Source organism: Helicobacter kayseriensis (genome assembly GCF_021300655.1).
Taxonomy (GTDB): domain Bacteria; phylum Campylobacterota; class Campylobacteria; order Campylobacterales; family Helicobacteraceae; genus Helicobacter_G; species Helicobacter_G kayseriensis.
Map to the genome: position 1 here is coordinate 80,027 of NZ_JAJTNB010000002.1, position 24,447 is coordinate 104,473.

The 24,447-nt window shown below is 37.0% G+C and carries 25 protein-coding genes; 8 read left to right on the forward strand and 17 right to left on the reverse strand.

The annotated features are described in order from the left end of the window. Positions 1-12: 12 nt before the first annotated feature. The 4 genes from rpmB to alaS form a co-directional block, all read right to left on the reverse strand. Positions 13-201 carry a 50S ribosomal protein L28 gene (gene rpmB, locus LW137_RS02430; protein ID WP_233032855.1) on the reverse strand — a complete coding sequence of 63 codons (189 nt, stop codon included), beginning with the start codon at positions 199-201 and terminating at the stop codon, positions 13-15. A gap of 61 nt (positions 202-262) precedes the next feature. Further along, entirely contained in the window at positions 263-1,216 is a 954-nt protein-coding gene (locus LW137_RS02435; RefSeq protein ID WP_233032856.1) for an NAD(P)-binding domain-containing protein, read from the reverse strand. Beyond that, positions 1,209-1,406 carry a cbb3-type cytochrome oxidase assembly protein CcoS gene (gene ccoS, locus LW137_RS02440; RefSeq protein WP_233032857.1) on the reverse strand — a complete coding sequence of 66 codons (198 nt, stop codon included), beginning with the start codon at positions 1,404-1,406 and terminating at the stop codon, positions 1,209-1,211. The genes LW137_RS02435 and ccoS overlap by 8 nt, the downstream gene beginning before the upstream one ends. Continuing rightward, positions 1,406-3,958, reverse strand: coding sequence for an alanine--tRNA ligase (gene alaS / locus LW137_RS02445; protein ID WP_233033157.1), 2,553 nt, complete (start codon positions 3,956-3,958; stop codon positions 1,406-1,408). The genes ccoS and alaS overlap by 1 nt, the downstream gene beginning before the upstream one ends. A gap of 265 nt (positions 3,959-4,223) precedes the next feature. On the opposite strand from alaS, the gene LW137_RS02450 reads away from it, so the two are divergent. The 3 genes from LW137_RS02450 (at position 4,224) to LW137_RS02460 (ending at position 8,581) form a co-directional block, all read left to right on the forward strand. Beyond that, positions 4,224-5,489, forward strand: a complete 1,266-nt coding sequence (locus LW137_RS02450; RefSeq protein WP_233032858.1) for an MFS transporter — start codon at positions 4,224-4,226, stop codon at positions 5,487-5,489. After that, complete coding sequence (locus LW137_RS02455) at positions 5,486-6,490, forward strand: sugar phosphate isomerase/epimerase family protein (protein WP_233032859.1); 1,005 nt, start codon at positions 5,486-5,488, stop codon at positions 6,488-6,490. Before LW137_RS02450 ends, LW137_RS02455 begins: the two co-directional genes overlap by 4 nt. Before the next feature lie 543 nt (positions 6,491-7,033). Next, on the forward strand, positions 7,034-8,581 hold the full coding sequence (locus LW137_RS02460; RefSeq protein ID WP_233032860.1) for a phosphoethanolamine transferase: 1,548 nt from the start codon (positions 7,034-7,036) through the stop codon (positions 8,579-8,581). An 8-nt stretch (positions 8,582-8,589) separates the two neighbouring features. On the opposite strand, the gene LW137_RS02465 is transcribed toward LW137_RS02460, so the two are convergent. The 7 genes from LW137_RS02465 to LW137_RS02495 are packed head-to-tail and all read right to left on the reverse strand — an operon-like array spanning position 8,590 to position 15,922. Beyond that, positions 8,590-9,507: a lipid A biosynthesis lauroyl acyltransferase gene (locus tag LW137_RS02465; RefSeq protein ID WP_233032861.1), complete on the reverse strand. Its 918-nt coding sequence runs from the start codon at positions 9,505-9,507 to the stop codon at positions 8,590-8,592. After that, positions 9,504-10,466, reverse strand: coding sequence for a lipopolysaccharide heptosyltransferase I (gene waaC, locus LW137_RS02470; RefSeq protein WP_233032862.1), 963 nt, complete (start codon positions 10,464-10,466; stop codon positions 9,504-9,506). The genes LW137_RS02465 and waaC overlap by 4 nt, the downstream gene beginning before the upstream one ends. Then, complete coding sequence (locus LW137_RS02475; protein ID WP_233032863.1) at positions 10,466-11,938, reverse strand: Ppx/GppA phosphatase family protein; 1,473 nt, start codon at positions 11,936-11,938, stop codon at positions 10,466-10,468. Before LW137_RS02475 ends, waaC begins: the two co-directional genes overlap by 1 nt. A gap of 8 nt (positions 11,939-11,946) precedes the next feature. After that, complete coding sequence (locus LW137_RS02480; RefSeq protein WP_233032864.1) at positions 11,947-12,198, reverse strand: YfhL family 4Fe-4S dicluster ferredoxin; 252 nt, start codon at positions 12,196-12,198, stop codon at positions 11,947-11,949. Between the two features lie 43 nt (positions 12,199-12,241). Then, positions 12,242-13,489, reverse strand: a complete 1,248-nt coding sequence (locus LW137_RS02485; protein WP_233032865.1) for a tetratricopeptide repeat protein — start codon at positions 13,487-13,489, stop codon at positions 12,242-12,244. Next, on the reverse strand, positions 13,482-13,865 hold the full coding sequence (locus LW137_RS02490; protein WP_233032866.1) for a YkgJ family cysteine cluster protein: 384 nt from the start codon (positions 13,863-13,865) through the stop codon (positions 13,482-13,484). Before LW137_RS02490 ends, LW137_RS02485 begins: the two co-directional genes overlap by 8 nt. Then, entirely contained in the window at positions 13,862-15,922 is a 2,061-nt protein-coding gene (locus tag LW137_RS02495; protein ID WP_233032867.1) for an MMPL family transporter, read from the reverse strand. Before LW137_RS02495 ends, LW137_RS02490 begins: the two co-directional genes overlap by 4 nt. A gap of 165 nt (positions 15,923-16,087) precedes the next feature. Between LW137_RS02495 and xseB the strand changes: the two genes are divergently transcribed. Further along, the gene (xseB, locus tag LW137_RS02500; RefSeq protein WP_233032868.1) at positions 16,088-16,285 is read left to right on the forward strand and encodes an exodeoxyribonuclease VII small subunit; all 198 of its coding nucleotides are present in this window, start codon (positions 16,088-16,090) and stop codon (positions 16,283-16,285) included. 71 nt (positions 16,286-16,356) lie between these two features. Continuing rightward, on the forward strand, positions 16,357-18,201 hold the full coding sequence (gene rpoD / locus LW137_RS02505; RefSeq protein ID WP_233032869.1) for an RNA polymerase sigma factor RpoD: 1,845 nt from the start codon (positions 16,357-16,359) through the stop codon (positions 18,199-18,201). 21 nt (positions 18,202-18,222) lie between these two features. Here the strand turns inward: rpoD and LW137_RS02510 are convergent, their stop codons facing one another. Continuing rightward, entirely contained in the window at positions 18,223-18,870 is a 648-nt protein-coding gene (locus LW137_RS02510) for a LysE family translocator (protein WP_233032870.1), read from the reverse strand. Positions 18,871-19,035: 165 nt separating this feature from the next. On the opposite strand from LW137_RS02510, the gene exbB reads away from it, so the two are divergent. From exbB to LW137_RS02525, 3 genes are read left to right on the forward strand one after another with little or no spacing between them, the layout of a single operon-like run. Continuing rightward, a complete protein-coding gene (gene exbB, locus LW137_RS02515; RefSeq protein WP_233032871.1) occupies positions 19,036-19,461 on the forward strand; it encodes a TonB-system energizer ExbB in 426 nt (141 codons plus the stop codon). Beyond that, positions 19,451-19,831, forward strand: a complete 381-nt coding sequence (exbD, locus tag LW137_RS02520; protein ID WP_233032872.1) for a TonB system transport protein ExbD — start codon at positions 19,451-19,453, stop codon at positions 19,829-19,831. Before exbB ends, exbD begins: the two co-directional genes overlap by 11 nt. After that, on the forward strand, positions 19,797-20,471 hold the full coding sequence (locus LW137_RS02525) for an energy transducer TonB (RefSeq protein WP_233032873.1): 675 nt from the start codon (positions 19,797-19,799) through the stop codon (positions 20,469-20,471). The genes exbD and LW137_RS02525 overlap by 35 nt, the downstream gene beginning before the upstream one ends. Here the strand turns inward: LW137_RS02525 and pepT are convergent. From pepT to rsmG, 5 genes are all read right to left on the reverse strand, one after another. Beyond that, on the reverse strand, positions 20,468-21,703 hold the full coding sequence (gene pepT / locus LW137_RS02530) for a peptidase T (RefSeq protein WP_233032875.1): 1,236 nt from the start codon (positions 21,701-21,703) through the stop codon (positions 20,468-20,470). The two genes, LW137_RS02525 and pepT, sit on opposite strands and share 4 nt — an antisense overlap. A 2-nt stretch (positions 21,704-21,705) precedes the next feature. Continuing rightward, positions 21,706-23,241, reverse strand: a complete 1,536-nt coding sequence (locus LW137_RS02535; RefSeq protein ID WP_233032877.1) for an AbgT family transporter — start codon at positions 23,239-23,241, stop codon at positions 21,706-21,708. A 69-nt stretch (positions 23,242-23,310) separates the two neighbouring features. Then, positions 23,311-23,706, reverse strand: coding sequence for a hypothetical protein (locus LW137_RS02540; protein WP_233032879.1), 396 nt, complete (start codon positions 23,704-23,706; stop codon positions 23,311-23,313). A 2-nt stretch (positions 23,707-23,708) separates the two neighbouring features. After that, a complete protein-coding gene (locus LW137_RS02545; RefSeq protein WP_233032881.1) occupies positions 23,709-23,918 on the reverse strand; it encodes a PP0621 family protein in 210 nt (69 codons plus the stop codon). Then, positions 23,912-24,445, reverse strand: a complete 534-nt coding sequence (gene rsmG / locus LW137_RS02550) for a 16S rRNA (guanine(527)-N(7))-methyltransferase RsmG (protein WP_233032884.1) — start codon at positions 24,443-24,445, stop codon at positions 23,912-23,914. The genes LW137_RS02545 and rsmG overlap by 7 nt, the downstream gene beginning before the upstream one ends. Positions 24,446-24,447 lie beyond the last annotated feature (2 nt).

Sequence of the window (24,447 nt, forward strand, 5' to 3'; positions counted from 1 at the left end):
ACGCCCCCGATTTTAGGAGCGTTTTTTCATTGTTCTCAAAGTTGAAGCTGCAACCTTGATTTTCATTGTTGTCCCATCTGCCAAGGCAACACGAACGCTTCTGAGGTTTGGAAGCGATCTTTTCTTGGTTTTATTGTTGGCGTGACTGACATTGTTTCCAACCATTGGCCCCTTGCCTGTAAAAAAACATTTTCTTGCCATTTTCTAACCTTTTAAGAAATATTAAACTTGTGATTATATAGATTTAAACCCAGTTTTTGCTCTAAAGTTTCAATCTTTTGGCAATTTCTTGGGCAATTTTATATCCATGATTGAGTCCAATCGCAATTGATCCTCCGCTAGATAGGGCAATATCTCCAGCAATAAAAAGCCCCGTAATAGATGTTTCATAAATTTCAGAGCTTTTGGGAGTTTGAGAATCATCAAGTTCAAGTTTGCATTTTTGGAGAAAGTCAAGAGGTGTAGCTCCCCCTATAGCGTAAATAACGCGATCATAGATGATTTTTTCTCCATCTGTAAACTCAACGCCCACTTTGCCATCTTCGTTGCTGAGGCCTACAATATCAACCCCAAGTTTTGTTTGAAGCTCTCCACTTGCTATAACCTTTTGGAGTTCTTCGGCGTTAGTATCATTGATTCTGGCAAATTCTGTTCGTCTGTAATTAAGGGTTGTTGGGTTGGTCTTGCATAGATCATAAGCATATTCAACGGCTGAATTTCCCCCACCTACAATAAGGAGTTTTTCATCACTTTTGACACTATTTGCATTGAAATTAACCAAAGAGCGAATAGGAAGAGGGATGGGATAGCTTGGTTTGTTGGGTTGTCCCATTTTTCCAATTGCAATGACTGCAAAGCGTGCCATAAATGTTTCGCCACCACTAGAGGTAATTTCAAATCCATTATCCTTTTTTTCAACTTTTTCAATATCTGTATGTAGTCTAAGATCGAGCTGATGTGAGGTAATAAGAGATTCAAAGAGTTCAAGCGTGCTTTCTTTATTTCCATCTTGAAAATCAATGCTTCCCTCTAGTGTGACTTCTTGTCCTTTGTAGTCTTTATCTACGCGTTTTCCATCTTTGTAAAATTTGCGAATTGTCATTGAATGGGAATCTCCCTTTTCAAATAAGACAATCTTTTGAATCCCTAGATTTTTTGCTTCTATTGCCGTAGAAATTCCTGTCGTTCCTGCTCCGATAATGGCTAAATCAATCATTTTTTCTCCTTTTTTCTTCTTTTTCTCTAGCAAAGTTTAATTCTTCTTCATCATCAAGAAGAGCGCCTTGCATCATTTTTTGCGCATCATCAAATTGATGATTTTTGATAGCCCAAATAAAGGCAATGAGGCCTATAAAACCCAAAAAAAGAGAGACATACAACATCACTCCCAAGATTCCGACGCTCATTATTTCCTTTCTAGAATATTTAATGCATATTCTTTGGCTCTTTGTAGGGCTTGAGTGATTTTGCTTGCATCTTTTCCTCCAGCTGTTGCAAAATCATCTCTTCCCCCTCCATTTCCTCCTAAGATTTGCGCAATCTCTTTGATCCATTCTCCAGCTTTGATTGGGGCATTTTTAACGCCCGAAACAAGTGAGATTTTATCCCCATTTTGGATAATCAAAAGAATGGCGACTTGAGAGTATTGATTTTTTAGATGATCAACAATCTCTTTCCCTTCTCCTTGAGATTGCGAAACAATCAGAGAAACTTCCCCAATTTGTTCGACAGAAAAGTCATTTTGTATTTTACCTTTTGATTCTTTTTTGAGTCGTTTATTTTCTTCTTGGAGTTTTGAAATAGCCAAGAAAAGATCTTGAGTTTTAAGCAGGGCTTTGAGTTCTTTGAGCGTTTCTTGTAGGTCTTGAGAGAAGAAAAGTCCGGCTTTTCCACAAACTGCTTCAATGCGTCTTACTCCACTGCTCACACCGCTTTCTTTGAGAATGTAAAAATTTCCAATCATTCCTGTGTTGGCAACATGCAGTCCTCCACATAGTTCACAGCCTGCATTATCAAAACTTACAACACGTACGATATTTCCATATTTTTCTCCAAAAAGTGCCATTGCTCCCTGTTCTTTAGCTTGTTGGATAGGCATTTCTTTGATCTTGGATTCTTGACAAGATAAGATTATGGCATTGACTTTGTTTTGGATTTGCGTAATTTCATCATGATTTAGGGCTCGTGGAAAACTAAAATCAAATCTTAGGCGATTAGATTCAACCAAGCTTCCTGCTTGAGCAACATTTGAGCCAAGCACTTCTCTTAAAACAAAATGTAGAAGGTGGGTTGCAGAGTGGTGCTTGCGGACTTCAAGCTGAAATGCATCATCGACTTGAGCTAAGAGCGAATCATAAAGAGAAAGGGAAGAGGAAGCATTGACTTTGCAGAGTTCTTTTTGAAAAAAGGTACGCGTATCTAGGACCTCTGCTATGACTGTTTCATTTTTTAAAAGCCATCCTCTATCCCCGATAGCTCCTCCTCCTTGAGCATAGAAAGGATTCTCTTCAAGCATTGCCCATCCTGTTTGTCCACAAAGCGTTTGTACTGCTTTTCCATTCTCATCAAAGAGAGCGATCAGTTTGCTTGTATGGGTTGTGATGTTTTGTTTGGAGAGGGAGATTTGAGGTAGAGAAGCAATGCTCCCAAAGTCTCCTTTTTGGATCTCATCACCACTTCCTTTCCAAGAGGCTTTGGCAAGAGTTTTTTGATGTTGCATGCACTGCTCAAACTCTTCCAAATTTAAGGAGAGCTGGTGTTCTTTGAGCATATCAAGTGTTAAATCAAGTGGAAAACCATAAGTATCATAAAGTTTAAAGGCTACTTCGCCACTAAAGATTTCTTGACAATTCTGCAATTCTTTTTTAAAAAGACTCATCCCAAGTTCAAGTGTTTCAAAAAATCTTTTTTCTTCATTTTTGCACTGTTGGAGAATGTAGTCTTGTTTTTCAATGAGATAAGGATAGACTTGTCCCATTTGGATGCAGACCTCTTTTGCAATTTCAAACAAAAATGGCTTTTTGATTCCCAAAAGATATCCGTGACGCACAGCTCTTCGCAGGATTCTTCTTAAAACATATCCTCGACCTTCTTTGTCAAAATGCACTCCTTGAGCAAGTAAAAAGGCCACAGATCTTGCATGGTCAGCTATGACGCGATAGCTTTCTCCTTTTTCATAGATGTAGGGTTTGTTACAGATAGAAGCAACCTTTTGGATAAGGGGCATAAAGATGGAGCTATCAAAATTGCTTCGTTTCCCTTCTAGAAGTGCGACTACGCGCTCAAGCCCCATTCCTGTATCAATGCTTGGTTTGGGAAGTGGGGTGAGGGAGCCATCACTGTGGCGTTCATATTGCATAAACACTAGATTCCAAATTTCCAAAAATCGATCTCCATCTCCTCCAAAATAGTCTTCTTCTCCCTGAAAATGTTCTGCTCCTTGATCAACAAAGATTTCGCTACAGGGTCCGCAAGGTCCAGTATCTCCCATTTGCCAGAAATTATCCTTATCTCCCATTCTTTTGATTCTATCTTGCTGAATATGCTTACTCCAAATCTCAAAAGCTTCATCATCACTCTCATGGATTGTGACATAGAGCACGCTTTTATCAAATCCTAAGACCTCTGTTACAAATTCCCAAGCATAGGCGATGGCTTGCTCTTTGAAGTAATCTCCAAAGCTAAAGTTGCCCAGCATTTCAAAAAGCGTATGGTGGCGTGCGGTATAGCCGACATTTTCCAAATCATTGTGTTTGCCTCCTGCTCGAATGCAAAGTTGGGAACTTGTAGCACGAGGAAACTCTGGACGTGCAACCTTGCCTGTAAAAATATCTTTAAATTGCACCATTCCTGCATTGGTAAAGAGAAGAGTTGGATCTTGGGGAACAAGAGGCATACTCTCATAAACTTGATGCCCCTTTGAGGCAAAAAACTCTAAGAATTTTGTTCTTACATCAATATTCATTTAAGCATTCCTTGAAATGGGATTTAGATGAATAGGATTTTAGCAAACAAGGTGCTTTTGTGTTTGGTGGATTTTGATCTTACAAAAGACAGAATCTTTTAAAAATGTCTAGATAAAAATTCTCAAAGCTTCTTTTTGGACTGATATTTAGATACCAATAGTAACCATCGGAATATTTTTGTTTTATTTGTGTGGAGCGGATGATGTGAATCATTGGTTTTTTATCATACTGATGAGAACTCTTAAAGAAAGGAAACCTATGAAAACACAATCATCTATTCGATGGCTTACTTTTATTGTTTTGATTATTGGTGCGGGAACGGTTTTTAAGCTTTCCTCATTAAAGGATGCTTTTTATATTCCAATGCAGACTTTTATGGGATTGACAAATACTCAAATTGGAGTTGCCTTATCTGTATATGGGATTGTGCAAACAATTGGAAATTTTGCTTCTATTTATATTGCTGATCGATTTTCTAAAAGGATTCTTATTCCATTATCATTGGTTTGTGTTGGAATTGTAGGGATTTATATTTCTACCTTTCCTTCATATTATGGAATTTTGGTTGCATGGGGATTGCTTTCTCTTTTTGGAGAAGTTGTGTATTGGCCTGTATTGCTTAAGGCAGTGAGATTGCTCGGAGATTCTACACAGCAAGGCAGACTTTTTGGTTTCTTGGAAGCTGGGCGAGGTGTTGTTGATACGATCGTGGCTTTTAGTGCGCTAGGATTATTTGTTTTTATGGGGAAGGGAGAGAATGGATTAAAGAGTGCAATTTTGTTTTATAGTCTTTGTGTGATTGTGGCTGGAGTTTTGGCGTATTTTATGCTTGAAGATGATGAGATAAGGACTACAGATGAGGAAGGGCATATGATAAGCAGAAATCAGGTTGCATGGAATGGAGTTAAGCAAGCGGTTAAAACCCCAGAAATATGGGTTGTTTCATTGGCAATTTTTACGATTTATTCTGTGTATTGTGGATTGACATATTTTATTCCATTTCTAAAAGAAATTTATGGGATGCCTGTTGCACTTGTAGGAGCATATGGAATCATCAATCAATATACTTTGAAATTTGTAGGTGGTCCAATTGGGGGGTATTTGGCAGATCAAAGTTTCCATTCATCGACGAGATATCTTAGATTTGCTTTGATTTTGGCAAGTGCTTCTATCTTGATTTTTGTTTTTATGCCTCACCAAACGCTTAATATTTATTTTGGAATGAGTTTGACATTGGGGTTTGCGGCTTTGGTTTTTACAATGAGAGCCACATTTTTTGCTCCAGTTGATGAGATTCAAATCCCTAGAGAAATCAGTGGAGCTGCAATGAGTATTGCTTGTATTTTTGGATATTCTCCTCAACTTTTTTGTTTTGCCTTATATGGATACCTTATTGATTCTTTTCCTGGAATTAGAGGGTATCAGATTGTTTTTTCAATTATGGGGGGATTTGCTCTTGCTGGGGTGATTGTGACAACTTATTTGCTTAAAATAATTCAAAGAAAAAAGGAGATGGCCGTATGAAAATAGGACTTGAGACGGAAAGTTTGCATCTTTGGTTTCAAAATCAGAAGATGGATATTTTTGATTTTATTGATTTTGCAAAAGAAGAGGGGTGTGATGGAGTGATGATTAATATTATCAAAGATTATGGGCTTGATGAAGAGTGGGGATGTTTGGGCAATGATTCTCAATCTCATCTTGAGCAAATTGCTCAAAAACTTGAACGATATGGAATGTATTGTGAGATTGATGCCAAGGGGTTTGATTATGATAAGTTTGAAAAAATCGCACGTGTATCTAAGATTTTAAATGCAAAAGTGATTCGCTCTTATGTTCCATTGACTGATCGCACAAAGAACGCTATTTATGCAAGTGATGGTGCATATGATGATTCAAAAATTGATGCAAAATTTGACAAAAAAGAGTTTTTAGAATCTGTGAGTGAGATTAGAAAACTTATCCCTTTATTGGAAAAGTATGATCTTAAACTGGCAATTGAGAATCACGAGTATCAAACAAGTCGGGATTTGTTAGATTTACTTTTTTTGATCCATCATCCCAATATTGGATTTTTATATGACTTTGGAAATTCTATGATGGCTTATGAGGATCCCATTTTGGCATGTCAAAATATGGCTCCATATACCTTTAGTACACATGTCAAAGATCATATTGTCTTAGTCGAAGAAGGGGTGCATTATATTTGTGGAGTTCCCCTTGGAGAGGGAAATTTGGAGATTCAAAGATGTATTGAGATCTTAAAATCTTATGGTTTAAGTCATCTTAATGTGGAGCAATGCTTCCCTTATTGTGCAACCTTTAAGCGACCAAAGGGAACAGGCGGAGTGTGGAAAGTGGGGGAAGGTGCGTTTAAGGTAAGAGAGGCATTGTTTAAAGACTTGCGAGCATTACAATATTATTATCCTCAAGAAGTCTCTCAAGAGTCTTTGGATAAGCTTTTGTTCGCTCAAAAAGAAGGTTGCAAAAGAAGCATTGCTTATCTTAAAAGGCTTTGTGTATAAGACATTGTATAAAGCATTGAGAGGCAGGGGGGAGTAGTATCAGCGATGCTCTTAAGGATGGGGGGAGATTTGATATAGATTTTTTGTTTTGTAGATCAATATTTTCTAGTTTGAAGATTTTAATGAGGTTGTGTTTTGATACAAAGAGATTTTGCAAGATGTGCTTCATGTGGACACAACGATAGAGGCGAAGTCTATTAGGATTGATTTGGATACATTAAAAAGCGTTATTTGGGGTGGTGAGATTGTAATGTGTATTTTGAAATGTTTCTAAAAGCTGAGTAATGTTTTTTGGAATCAGGTAAGAAATATATTTTGAATTTAAAATAAGAAATCTTAAAAAATAATGCAATAAGCTTGGTTTTGCAAGAAGTGATTAGGGGCCATTTACTTTCCTCCGCTGAAATATTTGTTTTTATGAAAATAAAGAAGTAGTGGAGACAAGAGCGTGTTGAGAAGATGGGCGTATAGAAAGATGTCTCTTTGAGTTGGATTGAGGGAGCTTGATATAATAAGACATCCAAATTTTTTTAAGGTTGAATCTTGAAGGTCTCTTATCATTGGGTAATTATTGGCGTTTCTTTGCTTTTGGCTGTTTGGGGAAATACGTATTTTTTGAGTTTGATTGCTCCAAATTTTGGCATAGGGACTTTAATTTTGGTGGGTGTATTTTTATGTGCTTTGTTTGCTCTAATGCTTGAGCTTTTATGTATCCGTTGGAGCTACAAAATCATTCTGACGCTTGTGCTATTGATTTCTTCTGGGGCATCCTATAGTATCAATGCACTACATTCGGGAATGACGCCTGATTTGATTTATAGTATTCTTACGGCTAATCCAAGAGAGACTAAAGAGACGCTTAATTTGTCGTTTTTGATGCATATTTTAGTGTTGTTTGTTATTCCTTGCAGTGCAGTTTGGGCATCAAAGACCCCAAAAGTGAAAGTAATGAGAGGGGTGATTGAAAAGTTTGGCTTAATTGCTGTGTATAGCTCAATCATTGTGGGGCTTTGGTTTGGCGTGATTGGCAAAGATATTACTTTTTTGTTTAAGCAAAATCGCCCTTTGTATTATGTTGTAAATCCCATTTCTCCCATTCGTTCTTTTATCCAATATCTAGGCGATCAAGGGAAGAAAAATCTTGTTTATACCCAAGTTGCATTAGATGCAAAGCTCATTTCAAGCACGAAGCCAAAAATGATTGTTTTTGTGATTGGGGAGAGCGCAAGGGGGATGAATTTTTCTTTAAATGGATATGTAAAACAAACTAATCCTCTTTTATCTCAATATGATCACTTAATAAGCTTTCAGAATTTTTCTTCTTGTGGTGTGATTACTGCTATTTCTGTGCCTTGTATGATGACGGACTATACACGTAAAACTTACACTAAGAGATATTTATCAGACTTTAGAGATAACCTTTTGGATATCACACAAAGGGTGGGAATCAAAACTTATTATCTGGGTAATAATGGAGGAGGGTGTATTGGCAATATTTGCATCAGACTTCCAAAGGATCAAGTGAAGTTTTATAATGATGGAAGTCTTGATGGCGTGATGCTAAAAGATTTGGATCAAATTATTCAAAAAGCAAATGGGAATACTTTTGTTGTATTGCACCAAATGGGGAGCCATGGGCAGAGCTATTATAAACGCTATCCCAAAGAATTTAAATATTTTAAACCAACTTGCGATACAGCTCAAATTCAAGAATGTTCTCCAGAAAGTTTAAAAAATACTTATGATAATTCAATTCTTTATACAGACTTTTTCCTCAATGAGGTGATTCAAAGACTTCAAGAGATTGAAAATCGTTTTGATGTGATGCTTTGGTATGTAAGTGATCATGGAGAGAGCTTGGGAGAGAATGGAATGTATATGCATGGTGGACTCCCTTATTTCTTGGCTCCCAAAACGCAAACTTTGATTCCATCTATTGTTTGGTTTGGAAATGGGTTTGATTGGGGATATCAAGCCTTAAAAACAAAAGAAAAAAGAGAACTTAGTCAAGATTATGTTTTTCACACTTTGTTGAGGTTGTGGGGGATTGAGACCAAAGATTATGATGCTAAGCTTGATTTGACGCGTTAGGAACTTTGCTAATGTTTGTAGATCTCTGAATATTTGCTTTTAAAGCGTTTGTGAAACCAAAAATAACTTGAAGGATTGGATTGGATGATTTGTTGCGTAAGATCAGCTTGCTTTTGAGTGGCCCAAATGATATCTTCTTGCATATTGTGTGTGTTGGGGCAGAAAAATGGCTCACAAAAGGTGACTTTAAATCGCGTATAATCCTCATTTAAATCAATAAAGACGGGCAAAATTTGAATGCCAAAACGGCGAGAAAGGATTGAGGCGACAGGAGTGTGCGTCACATCTTTTCCAAAAAACTTGACCCACACTCCTTCGTTTTCAGATACATTTTGATCAATAATGATTCCTGCAATTTGTTTGGGCTTGGCATAAAGTTTTAAAAGACTTTTGAGCGCGCCTTGTTTGTTGATAAGTGTTACGCCATAAGCTTCTCTGCTTTGGATGATGAGTTGATTGATGGCATCAAATTGTGTAAGGCGACCAAGAGAATAGCGACCATATCCTTGGGCAAATCTTGGTAATGCACTTCCAATGGCTTCCCAATACCCAAAATGAGCTGAAATCATCACTGCACTTTTCCCTTCTTTGACGCAGTCTGTTAGATAGTGAAGGTTTTCAAAATCAAACTCTTCAAAATGTTTTTCTTTTTGGAGATAAATCGTTCTTAGTGCTTGAAGAAGGACAAAGGCAAAATTGCGATAAGCACGATAAATGATTGCGTGTTTTTCTTGAGGGGTTTTGCTTTCTCCAAAGACAAAATGAAGATTGCTCATCGCATCTTTGTATCTTCTGCGATCCAAGAGGCGAAAGATAAATGCCAAAAAATCAACACAGGCAATAAACATTTTATGCGGAAGTAGAGCCAAGATTTGAGCAATGATTCTGATGCAAATCACAACAAAAGATCCAAATAAATTCTTCACAGAATCTCCAATAAATGTTTTTTGATTTCAAGGGGAGAAATATTGCCAATAGAAAAATCATTTTTATCATAGTTTGCATGTGGATTACCGCTAAGGGAAATGTTTTTTTCTCCATGAAGGCAGAAACGCTCTAGTGGAGTATTTCCATATAAAGTGATTGAGGGCTTATTCATCGCCCAAGCAAGATGCGTGATTCCTGTATCTCCTCCAATTACAGCATCAACGCTTGAAACAAGAGCTTTGATCTCATCAAGGTTGAGTTTGGGAAGCAAGGTAGCTTGAGTATCTGCACAAAACTCTTGGGCCTCTTTGGGATACATATGGTGAGGGACAAGAAAGGTGATATTCTCATTTTTAAGGCTTTCGCAAAGAGTTTTAAAATGCAAAAGTGGATACATTTTTGTGGGCCTTGAGGCCTCAAGAAGTAGAAGAACTTTTTTGGAGGGAGAGTTGAGGAGGTTGCTGATTGTTTTTTGGGCTTGAGGAGAATATCCAAAGGCATCTTTTGTGCAAGAAGGAATGGGGAGGGAGAGAAGCTTTGCGTTACGCTTTAGGATATTGGCCTGATAGGAAATGTGCACGCGTTGGGAGTAAAAAAGAGCCGAGAGAGATTCTTTGCATGATGAGAAGCCAAATCCTCTAAAGACTTTTTTGGGAATCCACTTTCCTATAATTGCTGATTTGATGAGTCCTTGCATATCAATGAGTAGATCATATTGGGGACATTGTTTGAGCTGTTTGTAGATCTGAGGGATTGTAGAGTAGTTTTTGGATTTGATGGCTTGTTTGAGTGGAAGGGAGATAAGGTTGTCAATACAAGGAGAGTGATGGGCAATTTCTTCAAAACAAGAATCAATAAACCAATCAATCTCGTGCCCTTGTGCCTTAAGCATTGGCAAAAAACTCATTGCAACGACAATATCTCCTAGGCTTGAAAGCTTAATAATCCCAATTTTCACTAGATATACACCCTGTGATGATATTTGTCCATTTTTGCCTCTTGAAAGCGAACCTTGAAATCAAGAATTTTTGCACTTTTAAGGATTTGTTCTTGTGCCAAATAAGATGCGCCTCCAATGAACAAAGTTTCCTCATCAAGCAATTGATAGGTAAGGATTGATGGGGTAATTGTGAGAAATTTGGAGAGTGTAAGGATGGAGATAAGGAGCCTTAGATTTGAGAGTGGGATAAGGTCGCTTTTGTTTTCCTTAGGAAGCTTTTTGCTTGAATGCTCAAGAATGATTCTGATGAGATTTCTTTCTTCAAAAGAGTAGCCATATTCAAGTCCATAAAAGGCCAAATAACCACTATGAAAACACTGCATATGAGATCCAATAGATTCTCCAATGCACGCAAGAGAAGAGGCGATTGCGAGAATTTTTTTGAGAAAGAAGTCGTTTTGATGAATGGGTGAGAAGGTATCAAAAATTCTTAAGGCTTCTTTTTTGATCAATTTGCTTTTTGATTTTTTAGAATCAAAGCGATCAAGAAGGCATCGCAAGGATGGGTTGAAGTTTGAGGGAAATCGATTGTGATGACCTCTTAAAAGATTCTCTAAAAAAACTCCTTCACGCACGCCAACACCGCTTGTAATGACTGTTTTGGCATTTAAATGCTCTAAAAAAGTAGCAAAGATAAGGGCTCCGCTTCGGATGCTATCGATTCTATCTTCCCCAAATCCTAATTTTCTAAGCATATCTGATGATGAAGAAATGATTTTTTGACAAAACGCAATATAGGCTTGAGCCTGAATTTCCATTCCGTGAAAAAATTGCGTCTTGGAATCTTTGAGAATGATTTTTGTAATAGCCCTAATGCTTCCACCAATCCCAAATACACAATCACTTTTGAGCTGAGAAGGGAGGGAAGAAAGAGCTTGGGCAATGAATTTTTGAGCACCCTCAAGATTATCTCCCTTATCAAAAAACAGCTCTTTTAATCTAATGGCTCCAATATCAAGAGAAAACAAATCTTGGATTTTTCCATTTTTTAAAATCGCATATTCACTTGATCCTCCCCCCACATCAATGCTGACCCCTTCTGTTTGATGCAATAAATTTGCACAAGCTAATGCTCCATAGTAGGCTTCTTGTTCTCCATTAATGATCCTAATTTGCAATCCACATTCTTCTTTTGCTCTTTTGAGAAAATCTTTTTTGTTGGGAGCATCGCGCAGGGCACTTGTAGCAACACAAAGGATTTTATGACAGCCTCTTGCTTTAGCGATCTGGACAAATCCATTGAGTGCATTGAGTGTGCGTCTGATTGGTTCTTCTTGCAGATAGCCTTGATTCTCATAGCTTCCCTCAGAGATTCTGACACGAGACTTTTTTTCTTCAAGGAGATAAAAACCAAAGCGACTTGTTCTTGCAAAGATCGCCATTCTTGCGGAATTTGAGCCAATATCAATGACGCTTACAGTTTTTGGCATAGAAGCTCTTATTCGCCTCTTTGGATTTGCTCAAATTTAAGCTTAAGTTCCTCCATACTCTCTGCATTATCTGGATCTGGACCAATTGCATCAACAGGGCAAACACTGATGCAAGCAGGCTCATCATAGTGTCCAATACACTCTGTGCATAAATCTGGATCTACACAATAAATAGGATCCCCTTCCTCAATTGCCTCATTGGGGCATTCTTCTCTACATGCATCACAAGCAATACAATCTTCACCGATTAAAACTGACATATTTCTTCCTTTCTTAGTGGCCTAGAATAATAAACTGCGTATTCTACTCTGAATTACAAGAAGAAAGTAACTCTTTGTGTTTTTTTAGCTCAGGATTTGTTTGGATTTTGTCTTGTGGAATTTTTTCAAATTCTTTTTGGGCCTTGGAGCACTCTTTGAGTTTATAATATCCCCATGCCAAAGAATCAATAAATTCTATATTTTCAGAGTTAATTGCAAGAGCTTGCTGAATATAGGTGATTCCCTCCTTGACTGCTATATCATAATCGATCATGAGGTATCCTAAGAAATTTAGATAATTTGCATAAATCTCTGTTTTTTGATTCTCATCTTTTGATAATTCTTTGATGCCTTTTTTGAGATTTTGAATAATGTGTTGCACTTCCTGCTTGTTTGCGTTGTCTTTGATGAGCTCGAATTGGTAGATTTGTGCAAGAATTAGAAATTCTGGATTTTTTTCTTCTTTGTAGATTAGAAGCGAGAGGTCTTTTGCTTGTTTGAAATCTTTTTTGCCTACATAGAGCTCAAGGAGAATGCTTCGATTGAGAGGATATTTTTTGGCAATCTCTAGAGCTTGATCAAATTTTTTTTGATAGGCATAAACTGCGATGAGATTGGTAGCATTTTGGATGGTGGGGGATCGCATTTCAATTTGTTCTAAAATTTTCTCTACACGACTGATTTGTTTTGTCTTGATATAAAACTCAATGCTACGCTTACATAAATCTTGAGAGCACCCATATTTTTCTAAATGGGTATTGAGCAGATCTCCTGCTAGACCTGTTTTTTCTGTATTGAGATAAATGGCAATAATTTTTTCCAAACTTCCCTCACTGTGGCTTGAGCTATAGGCCTCATTGAGCTCTTTGAGGGCATCATCAAAGCGTTGTGTCTGCATATAAAGTCCGCCCAAAATTTCATGAATGAGTGGAGAGTTTTCTTTATTCTTGATTTGTTCAATTGTTGAGATTGAATTGGGGACATCGCCAAGTTTCAAATAAGAATCAGCTAAGACTTTTTCTACATCAAGATCATATTCTTTGTTTTTAGCATGATAGGAGCGTATGAGATTGATTGTTCCTTGTGGATCGTTTAATAGAGCTGAAACAAGGATGCTCTCTCGCAAATACTCTATTTTTCCACTTTCATCATACAAAACAAGATAAAGATCTCTGGCTTGATCGTATTTTTGGGCATCAATAGCATTGAGAGCTTCATTGACCATATCATCTTCATTAAATCCCCATAGACTTAAAAAGGAGATAAAGAGAGCTAAAATAATTTTATTCAAGGGGTTTTTCCTTCCTTTTTACCCCTTTGCACTCCTTGAGGAGTTGGGGGAGATTTTTTTCATCTAAATAAATTTCCCAAAATGGAAAATCTCTACATTGTTTTGGTCGCACTTCATAGATAGAGCAACATTGATGCTCTGTGTCAAAAAAGATGCATGCATATTCGTGATTGATCTTTTTTTCGATCAAAGAAAATCTGTATCCTACCTTTTTGACATAGCGTAAAAGAAAATCATTGAAAGGAATTTGCAAAAAAAGTGCAATTTTTTCTAATTCACTAATTGAAGCAAAGATATAGCCACTCTCGCCTGTGCAACATTTTCCACCACAGTCTTTGCAGGCTTTAGAATCAAAGCAAAAAGAAAATGGACTCATGCTTTTTTAAGATCCTTTTGAAAAAAGATGAGGAATAAAATGCAAATCATTCCAATCATTACAACTTCGCCAAAAGATCTTAATGCTTTTGTGTTGCTAAAAAGAAAAATCCCAAATGAGCAAAGTGTTGTAAGCGTGGAAAACAAAATGGCGTGTTTGGCTTGTATATCGTCTTTTTCTTTGATGTGGTAGATTCCATAATCAATGCTAACAACAACAATAAGAAGCATCGCAAAAAGGTGCATGATATTGATTGGAATATGCATACTAGATAGATAGAAGAGTGTGCACGCTAAGGGCAGAGTAACAAAACCAAGAGAATCAATGATTCTTGTTCCAGAAATCACAGCAAGAACAGCAATCACTGCGATAAAAGCAAGGGCCAAAATGCTAATCATTGGCGCATAAACACTATTTGTAATTTCTTGCATCAATGATTGGGGTTGTTGTGTGATGACATTGTAGAATTGGGCGATTTTTGAAACATCCGGTAGGGATCCCTGCATATAAAATTGCCCATTATATTGAAGAACATCCAATCCCAAAGATTGCAAATCAGTCAGAGTGATTTGAGAAAAAGTTTTGGGAAAAGAGCGGTAGGCATCTTTAAGCATTTGGGCAAGTTCGGGATTATTTTTTTGAATGCGATAAATGGCTTGTTTGAGCTTGTTTTTTTGATCAGCAAAGCTAAAAGATTTGAAGTATCGTTGTCTGGTGCGAATCTCTTTTTGTGTTGGGAGAATGCTTAAAATCCCAAGATTTTCTTGTGAGATTTTTGAAATTTGTTTGGCTTCCCCAATGAGGGCATTGATTGTTGGAGCTTGGATGAGGAAAAGCTCTTTGGAATAAAGAGAGGCAAAAAATTCTTTTTGATTCTCAAAGTCTTTGTTTTGGTAATCTAATTTGGACAAATCAAAGTCTCTTTGAGTTTGAGTGAGGGCATATCCTCCTAGGGCAAGAGAAAAAATAAGCAAGAGCCATGATGGGAATAGGGGTATATGAAACTTGTTGATGAGTGTGCAGTATTTGGGAGAGGAGAAGCCGATCTTTTGATAAAGAAATGCAAAGCACAAATAAGCAACACTAAGATTTACAATAGCATAAAGAGAAAGTTGATTAAGAAGAGGGAATGGGACAAAAAGACAGATTAAAAATCCAACGAGTGTTGTGATAAAGCCATAAAAGACGGGTTGATTGAACTTAACTTTGCGCGATTGATAGTAGCCCAAGAAATGATGATGCAGCATATAATCAATGCAAATATTACTAATCCCAATCCCAAAGCTCAAAGACATAATGCTTACTTGTGGATAAAAAGAGATAAGAGAAAAAATAGCAACAACATTGGAAAAAAGAATTGTAAGCAGGCTATTGAGTGTCAAAAAAGGCATTCTTAGAATTAAAAGATAAAGCAAAGCAAAAAAGGCTAGGGCAATCCCTCCTAAATAATTGACTTCTTGTATTGCAAATTGTGGATTGACGACATTGACAAAAGAGGGAGAAAAATAGTGTGTAATCCCAAATGTTTGGGCAAGAGAGGAAAATTTTTCATAAAGTTTATAAATATCTTGAGCATTGATATCTTTAAGTTTGATAATGATAAGTGGAAGATTCTGAACTTGTAGTTGAGAGCCAATATCGGAGATATGGATTAGTCCAAGAGGATCGATAGGGTTAAGTGTGTCTTGAGAAAAGTCTTTGAGGATTTTTTGTTCGATTTCTTGAGCAGAGAGTGTAGAGGGGTGGAAATTGCCAAGATAAAAATAATTTTGGGTTATAAAGTCTCTGAATCGAAGATTGAGTGAGTTGTTTGTAACGATTTCTTTGACTTGGGGCAAAGATCGGACTTCATTTAAGAATGCATCAAATTCCTGATCTAGGATTTGATGGTCCTTGGTGACTAGGATAGTGTTTGTATCTCCTATTTTCCTATAAATTTCAATTATTGCTCGATCTTTATTTGAAGGGAACAAATCCAAAACATCAAAAGTAATTTTTGATTTTAGATCAATTTTTTCAAAGAAAATAGCCCCTCCAGCCAAAAGACAAATAATCAAAAATAAAATTAGATTTTGTAATCTCAAGTGTCGCCCTCTTTTTTAAGGATTGTTTAAGATTGTTATTGGTTGGACAAATAATTTTTTGTTTGGCAATCAAAACAAGATGATTAGTCTTTTGAATTATAATACACGATTGCAAAAAACATCAAATTGAGAAGAGAAATGAGTGAAAAAAGTTTTGAAGTTTTGATAGAGCAGGCTAAAGAAGCTCTTAATCGTTTAAATCAAGGAGATCTAAGCCTAAAAGAGAGTCTAGAAATTTATAAAAGTGGTCTTGAAAGCTTGCAGAAAGCGCAAGATCTTTTGGAAAAAGCAAAACTCGAATACTCTCACCTTGAAGAGCCCAAAGATTTGGTATAATCCGTGCCTTTTATTTATCTTCAAAAGATACAAATTGAAACAAAAATTCTCCAATTGAAAGGGTATCAGAGATGGCAGAAACGAGCAAGAAAAAAGACATCTTAAGCGATCTTGAAGATTTGTTTAGAGATGAGGAGATTCCCTATATCTCTTATGAAAAAATTGCGCAAGTTTTGCAAACGATCCCAACAAGTACCCAAGTAAAAAAAATTCGAGATTTAGCAGATACATATAACAAGCAATTAATGAGCTCTTCAGAAGTTGCAAAGCTTCTAAACATCCAAGATAAGACCAAGCTTCAAGAAGAGAAGCGCAAGATTTTGGATGGAGAGCTTGAAGAAGAATTTGACTTTATGAAAGAAAGAGAGCTTCTTGAGTGGAGCAGAAGTGATAGCCCAGTGCGAATGTATTTGCGTGAAATGGGTCAAATCCCCTTGCTCACAAAAGAAGAAGAAATTGTTTTGAGTAAGCAAATTGAATTTGGCGAAAACACTATTTTAGATGCCATTTGTTCTGTGCCTTATTTGATTGATTTTATTCATGATTATCGTGATGCGTTGATTAATCGAGAAAGACGCGTTAAGGAGTTATTCAAAAACTTTGATGATGAGGGAGATGAAGAAGAGAGCGAGAGTGATCAATTTGATGAAAATGGAGAGCAAAAACCAGTTTCTAAAAAAGATCAAAAGCGTATTGCAAATGTCATTGAGAGTTTTAAAAATCTCCAAATCGCCAAGGAAGAGTGGCTTAAGGTTTTGGAATCTGAGCCAAATGCCAAGCAAGATGAGATGATACATATCTTAACTCTTGCACACAAAAAATGTTTGCTCAAAGAGAGACTCTTGGAGCTTGGGCCTACAAGTAAGCTAATCAATGAGCTTGTAAAGGCAATGGAAAATACGCTTAAAAACGGCGATGGGTTTGAAAAAGAGCTTAAAAGATTGGAATATAAACTTCCTTTGTTTAATGAAGCTCTTGTTGAGAATCATAAAAAAATCTTAGAAAAAATTACCACTATGAGTCGAGAGGAGATCGCAGCTTCTGTTCCTGAAAGCACGATGGTGAGTGTATATATCGAGCTTAAGAAGCTTTTTCAAACCAAAGAGGCGAGTGAGGGGGGGTTTAATCTTGAGCCAGAAAAACTCAAAGAAATTTTGGAACAAATCAAGAGGGGGAAAAGTATTTCTGATAAAGCTAAAGCAAAGATGGCGAGATCTAATTTGCGTCTTGTTGTTAGCATTGCGAAGCGTTATACAAATCGAGGACTTCCGTTTTTGGATCTTATTCAAGAGGGAAATATCGGCTTAATGAAGGCTGTAGATAAGTTTGAATATCAAAAAGGATTTAAATTTTCAACTTATGCAACTTGGTGGATTCGTCAAGCGATTTCTCGAGCAATTGCTGATCAGGCTAGAACGATACGAATCCCAATTCATATGATTGAAACAATCAATCGTATTCATAAGATTATGAGAAAGCATATTCAAGAGCACGGCAAAGAACCTGATGTTGAGGTAATTGCTGAAGAGGTGGGGCTAAGTGTGGAGAAAGTTAAAAATGTCATCAAAATCACAAAAGAGCCTGTCAGCCTTGAAGCTCCTATTGGAAATGATGATGATGGGAAATTTGGTGATTTTGTTGAGGATAAAAATGCGACAAGCCCTATGGATCATATTTTAAAAGAGGATTTGAGGGGTCAGATTGATATTATCTTGGATCAGCTTAATGAAAGAGAAAAAGCCGTGATTCGCATGCGTTATGGATTGCTTGATGATGAGAGCGATCGAACTTTGGAAGAAATTGGAAAAGAGCTCAATGTAACAAGGGAGCGTGTAAGACAAATTGAATCAAGTGCTATTAAAAAGCTCAAACACCCAAAAGTTGGACGACAGCTTAGAAATTATATGGAAGAGTAGCTGTGCAAAATGGAGAGGCGATTAGGCCTTGCTCCAAAACGTGCTGATACCATCTATTGCTAGACTTATCCCAAAAAGACCAAAGATACCCATAACAACAAAATCAATCCATTTAGAATAATGCATAAAGATTTTAAAGAATCTTTGGATTGTGAAGATTTTAATAACGCAGAAAAACCAAATAGCAGGAATGAGTGTCATTAATATGAGTAAGATGATAGAGATTTCTAGAGAAAGCGTTTGTGGAAGCTTGCTTAAAATAATGCTTACAAAAATAGGGGGTTTTGGATTGGAAAGATTTGTCAAGATTCCTTGAGATAAGTTTTTCCAGTGATTTTGATCCATATGTTTTTCTGTATTTTCTATCGATGGGTGTTTGTTTTTCAAAGAGAGAAAAATTTGCCAAGCCATATAAAACAAATAACATCCTCCCAAGATTTGAACAATCTCAAAGAAAGATGTTTGTGATAGGGCTTTGATAAAAAAGAATCCAACAATAAGCCACACGAGTGTTCCAATAATGATTCCAGCTGTGGAAAAATAGGCGCATTTTTGACCTTGTGAGATGGCAGTGCGTATAATCAAAAACATATCAGCTCCAGGCATAATGACAGCCCAAAACCAGATCGAAATCACGCTCCAAAAAGCACTTGTTGCAAAAAAATCCAATGTTTAACTCCTTGGTGGGGTAGAATGTAAAAATTTTGGAGTATATCAAAAGGTCATCAGGGCTTAAGCATTTTATTGTGAGGATTGAAGAGGATTTTTCAATAATAAAAATGATTATCATAATGATATAATTTAAAAGAATGATTGTATTAACTAAGAGGAAGTATGGATTTCTTAAGACTTTATCTAGATTGTATTATCTTCTCGATTTTGGGTTTTATGGGCTTTGTGGCAATTTGGCTAAGTGTTGAGCGAATAATTTTTTTCTCTAAAATCAAGCTTGAAGATTTTAAGTGTTTTCATGATTTGGAGGAGGCGCTGACAAAACACATGACGACGCTTTATATTATTTATTCCAATGCTCCATATATTGGTCTCCTTGGGACTGTTGGAGGGATTATTGTGACATTTTATGGCATGAGTGAGGGGGGTGGAGTTGATGCAAAGAAAATTATGGGGGATTTGTCTTTGGCTTTAGAGGCTACAGGGGCGGGTTTGCTGGTAGCGATCCCTGTTTTGGTTGTTTATAATGCATTATTAAGAAAGATTGATGTTTTACTAAATCGCTATAGGGCAAAGCATGAGGCTTAGGAGAGGAGAGGGGTTAAACCTAGTTCCTTTTATTGATATTGTGCTTGTTCTTTTGGCTATTATTTTGTCTGTTTCAACCTTTATTGCTCAGGGCCAAATTCCTGTTGAGATTCCCAAGGCAAGTGCTTCACAAACTCCACGCAATGAAAAGAAAATGAGTCTTATTATTGATAGGCAAAATCGTCTTTTTGTTGATGGAAAAGAAATGGATTTAAAGTCTTTAAATCAAATAATAGATCAAGTTTCGCCCCAAACTCTGATAGAGCTAAGAAGTGATAAGGAATCTAAGTTTGAATCCTTTATTCAAGTCTTAAATATCCTCAAAGAGCATCAACATGAAAATTTTGCAATTTCTACGCAAAAAGATTGAAGCCCCTATCTTTTTGGGCTTTATGAGTGCCTTGGCGGTGTATGGTATAGGTGGAGTTTGGGTTTTTGGAGTTAAGAATCAACAACAAATGCGTATCAAGCAAGATGGAGCTCATCATTTTGTAATGAGGCTTGCTAGCATCAACAATGGAGGAGAGCAAACACAATTTAATCCACAATCTTCTCCCACTCCTCCCAAAAAAAGAGTTCAAAAAAAACACAAGCAACTTCCAAAGAAAGTTGTGACCCCAAATCATACTTCACCCATTCCCCCAGAGGAAAATACAGAAACTCAACAACATATTGCTTCAAATCTTACGCAAGAGGGTGGGGAGGCACAGGTTTTGGCTTATAATGAGGGCGTAAGTGATGAATTTCTCTCTCAGATTCGCATTGCAATTTCTTCACACAATCCCTATCCAAGAATGGCTAGGATGAGAAAGATGGAGGGTGAAGTTGTTTTAGAGTTTATTTTGGATGTAAATGGAGATCTTGATGGGGTTAAGATCTTATCAAGCACAGCTGGAGATTTGCTAAATAAGAGCGCAATTAGTGCACTTCATAAAGCTTCAAAAGATTTCCCAATCCCTCCTCAAAGGGTTAGGATCAAGGTGCCAATTGTTTATAGTCTAAGGACCTAAGGGTTTTTGGGGAAAGAATTGGCAGCAAGATGGACAATTTGTCTTGCAACCTCAAAACTTGCCTCAAAAGAGCTGATGGGTAAGAATTCAAATCTTGAGTGAAAATTATGTGCTCCTGTAAAAAAGTTGGGGACAAAAAGTCCTTTAGCACTGAGTGCACTGCCATCTGTTCCTCCGCGCATGCAAATCACCTTTTCTTCAACCTGAGCATTTTTGAAAGCTTCTTTGAGGAGTTTGAGTGCTTCATCTGATGTCATTGAATCTTTGATGTTGTGGTATATATCTTCCAATTTAAGCTGGATGGAAGCTTTGGGATAGCGTTTTTGTATAAGTGAGACGACTTCTTGAAGATAAAGCTTTTTTTCTTCATAGAGGGTTTTGTGGTGATCTCTGATTTGCAAAAGCATGGAGGCATTATTTTGATCTGAGTGGATTTCATTGAGCCAAATATATCCTTCATTAGATTGTGTATTTTCTGGAGTTTGAAGACGATCAAGACAGTTGGCGATATCAACAGCAATCAGTGTGGGATTGACTAAGATTCCTTTGGCATTCATGGGGTGTGCACTTATTCCTTTGATCTCAATAATAGCACTCCCTGCATTGAAGGTTTCATAAACAAGTTCTCCTTTTTGACAACAATCGATTGTATAGGCATAATCTGCGGGGAAGTCTTTGAGATCCAAAGCCTTAGCCCCCCTTAAACCAATTTCTTCATCGGGCAAAAAACACACATAAACATCCCCCCTAGGTTCATTAGAAGAAATGAGGGATTCTAAAAGGCACATGATGATAGAGATGGCTGATTTGTTGTCCGCACCCAATATACTTGTCCCATCGCTAAAAATAATTTCTTCATTGAGGTAGAGATTAAGTTCTGGATGAGTTTGAGGATCAATCCAAATTTGCTGATCTTGATTGAGTAAAAGGGGGGTTCCAGTATATTTAAGAATCTGGGGCTTGATCACTGGGGAAAGTCCAACATCCACAGTGTCTAGATGGGCGCAAAATCCGATGCTTTTGATATTTGGGGTGTTGCCTTTGAGCTTGGCTGTTAGAATCGCATTATCTTGCAACAATACATTTTCTAATTCAAGTTCAAGCAATTCTTGTTCAAGTAGTTTTGCAAGTTCATACTGTCCTTGTGAGCTTGGGAGCGTGGTTGTCTTTGCATCACTTTGTGAGGGGATAGCTAGATAGTTAAAAAATCTTTTAATGAGTTTATGGCGCATGTTTATGATCCTTGAGAAAAATGATAGAGATAAGAACTTTCAAAGCCAAGTGGTATATTAAAAAACCAAAATAGATAAAGAGTAAGCGTAAGAACAATCATCAATCCAATACTATAGGGAAACATAATTGAGCTTAATGTCCCCACCCCCATTTGAAGACAATATTTGCGAGCATAAAAAATAATGAGAGGATAAAAAGCAAAGAGTGGGGTGATGATATTGATTGCGCTATCGCTAATTCGAAAGGCTGCTTGCGTTAGCTCCGGAGAAATGCCAAGTAACATCAGCATTGGAACAAACACAGGAGCAAGAACAGACCATTTGGAGGTCGCTGAAGTGATAAAAAGATTGAGAAAGCCTGTGATAAGAATGATGCCAAGAATTGTTAGGGGGGCAGGAAGGGCTAGATTTTTGAGAAAGTCAGCCCCACTGATTGCAAGCAATTTTGAAAGATTGGAAGCATTAAACACATACAAAAATTGCGCACAAATAAAGCTAAAAACAATAAAGTCACCAAGAGGCTTGAGAGAATCTCTCATTGCGACACTTAGCTCTTTTGTTTGATGGTATTTTCCGCTTGTTTTTCCAAAGACATAGCCAGAAATAGCAAAGAAACAGAACAAAAGTGGAACAAGACTTTTCATCAACAGGCTATCTCCAGAAGTCAGACTACCATCGCTTCCTCTAAGAAGAGAATCTTTTGGATAACACAATAAGAAAAGAAGTAGGCACATTAATCCAAAGACAAACATTGTTTTTTTGAGTGCTTTATTTTCTTGAGGGGTGATGCTTTGTGGTGAAAAATCTTGATTATCACTTGAATCAATTGGAAGATGTTTTTTTAAAAAGGGTTCGACAATATAGTCACAAATTAACCAGCAGACAAGAACAACTCCCACTACTCCAGCCAAAGAGATAAAGTAATTACACAATACATTGATTCTAAGATCAGGATCAATGATATGCGCGGCTTTTTGAGTGAGTTCTTGCATGATGGGATCGATTGCTGAGGGTGTTAATGAGGCAGAAAATCCTCCAGCCAATCCAGCAAAAGCGACGCTGATTCCAGCTACAGGATGTCGCCCAAAAGACATAAACAATGCTGCTGAAATGGGCATTAAAAAAACATAAGCACTGTCTGCTATGACGTGAGAAAGAATAGCAATAAGCGTAATGATTGGGACAATGAGGCACTGAGGCGTGATGGAGGTAATCTTAATTAGTAAAACTCTAAGGAGTCCAGAATGCTCTGCAATTCCAATCCCCATTGTAACAACAAGGGTGATTGCAAGAGGGGGGAATGATATGAAGTTTTGAACCATTTTGGAGATAAAATCAAGAAGGTTGGGGACAAAAAGTAGGCTATGAATAACAATTTTTTCTTCTTCCCCTTGAGAGTTTAAAAGTGTGTAATTAAAGTCAAAAAATGAGAGAAAAACTGAAAGTAAAAACACAAATGCAAGAGCAAATAAAAACAAAAGATTGATGTCTGGAAGCTTGTTTCCAAGTGTTTCGATTTTTTTCAAAAAGTGTTCCATTTGTTTCCTTTATAAGAGTGTGAGTTCTGATTATAGCTTGCTAATTTTGTAGAAAAGAAAGATTTAGAATCAATGAAGGTGGATTTGCAGATGAGGATAAAAGATCACCCCATCAATTCCAAGTGTGGCTAATTTTTCAATTTCATTTTCATCTTCAATGATGCAAAGCAATAAACAATCAAGAAGATATTCTTTGATGATGGATTGAAATTGTTGTGCTTTTGGTGTTGTGGTGATGAGATATTTTGCCCCTAAATGAGCAAAGAAAATCAATTCTTTGAGGTGTGAGACTTGGACAGCGTATTGAATTTTGTTTTCTTGACAAAATTTGGCTAGGGAGAGGTCAGGATCTTGGGAGGCATCCCACCAAACAATGCAATTGGCCAAAACAGAATCAATATCTTGATGGGATTGGATGTGGATGAATTTTTGTGATGGAATAAAAGGATGACCGATGATTTGCATTTTTAACCTTGTAGTAAGCATTCTTTGGAGCAATAGTAAGCACCATTGGACAAAATAGCCTCATTTTGCAAGACAAAGGTTTTGCATTTTTGACACTCTACCATTGCATTGATTTTTGATGACGTTGTGCGAGTGGATTTTGGACGCTTTTTGAAGAAAAAGAACCAAATGATTAAAGCAAGGATTCCTAAAAATAGTAATGTTTTCAACATTGATTTCTCCGATAAAAGTAGATTTGACGATGAGGTGAAGTAAAAATCTCATGATCTTTGATTTCTTCCCCTTCATATAAGAGATTTGATCCTTTGTAAAATAAAAATGCCCCCATTGGAGAAAGAAGATGCTTAGAAATTTTGATTAGAGAGGGGGTAGAGGCTACTGCCCTTGAGGTGATGAGATCAACTTGTGGAAGCTGAGTATCTTCAAGGCGATGGGGAAAAATTTGGATATTTTTAAGCTCTAGTTCAAAAGCAAGCATTTGCAAGAAGCTAGCCCTCTTTTTTCGCGGTTCTGTGAGGTAAAAAATGCTTTTAGGACAAGCAATTGCTAACGGAATGGCGGGGAAACCACATCCTGACCCAATATCAATGACACTTTCAAAAGGAGTGACAAAATCAAGGGGATAGAGACAATCTTGAATATTGTCTTGGATCTCTTGAAGTGTTTTTGCTCCACTGAGATTATGGGTTTGATTCCACTTAAGAAGTAATGTTGCGTAGTGTTGAAGTTGAATGTGCATAC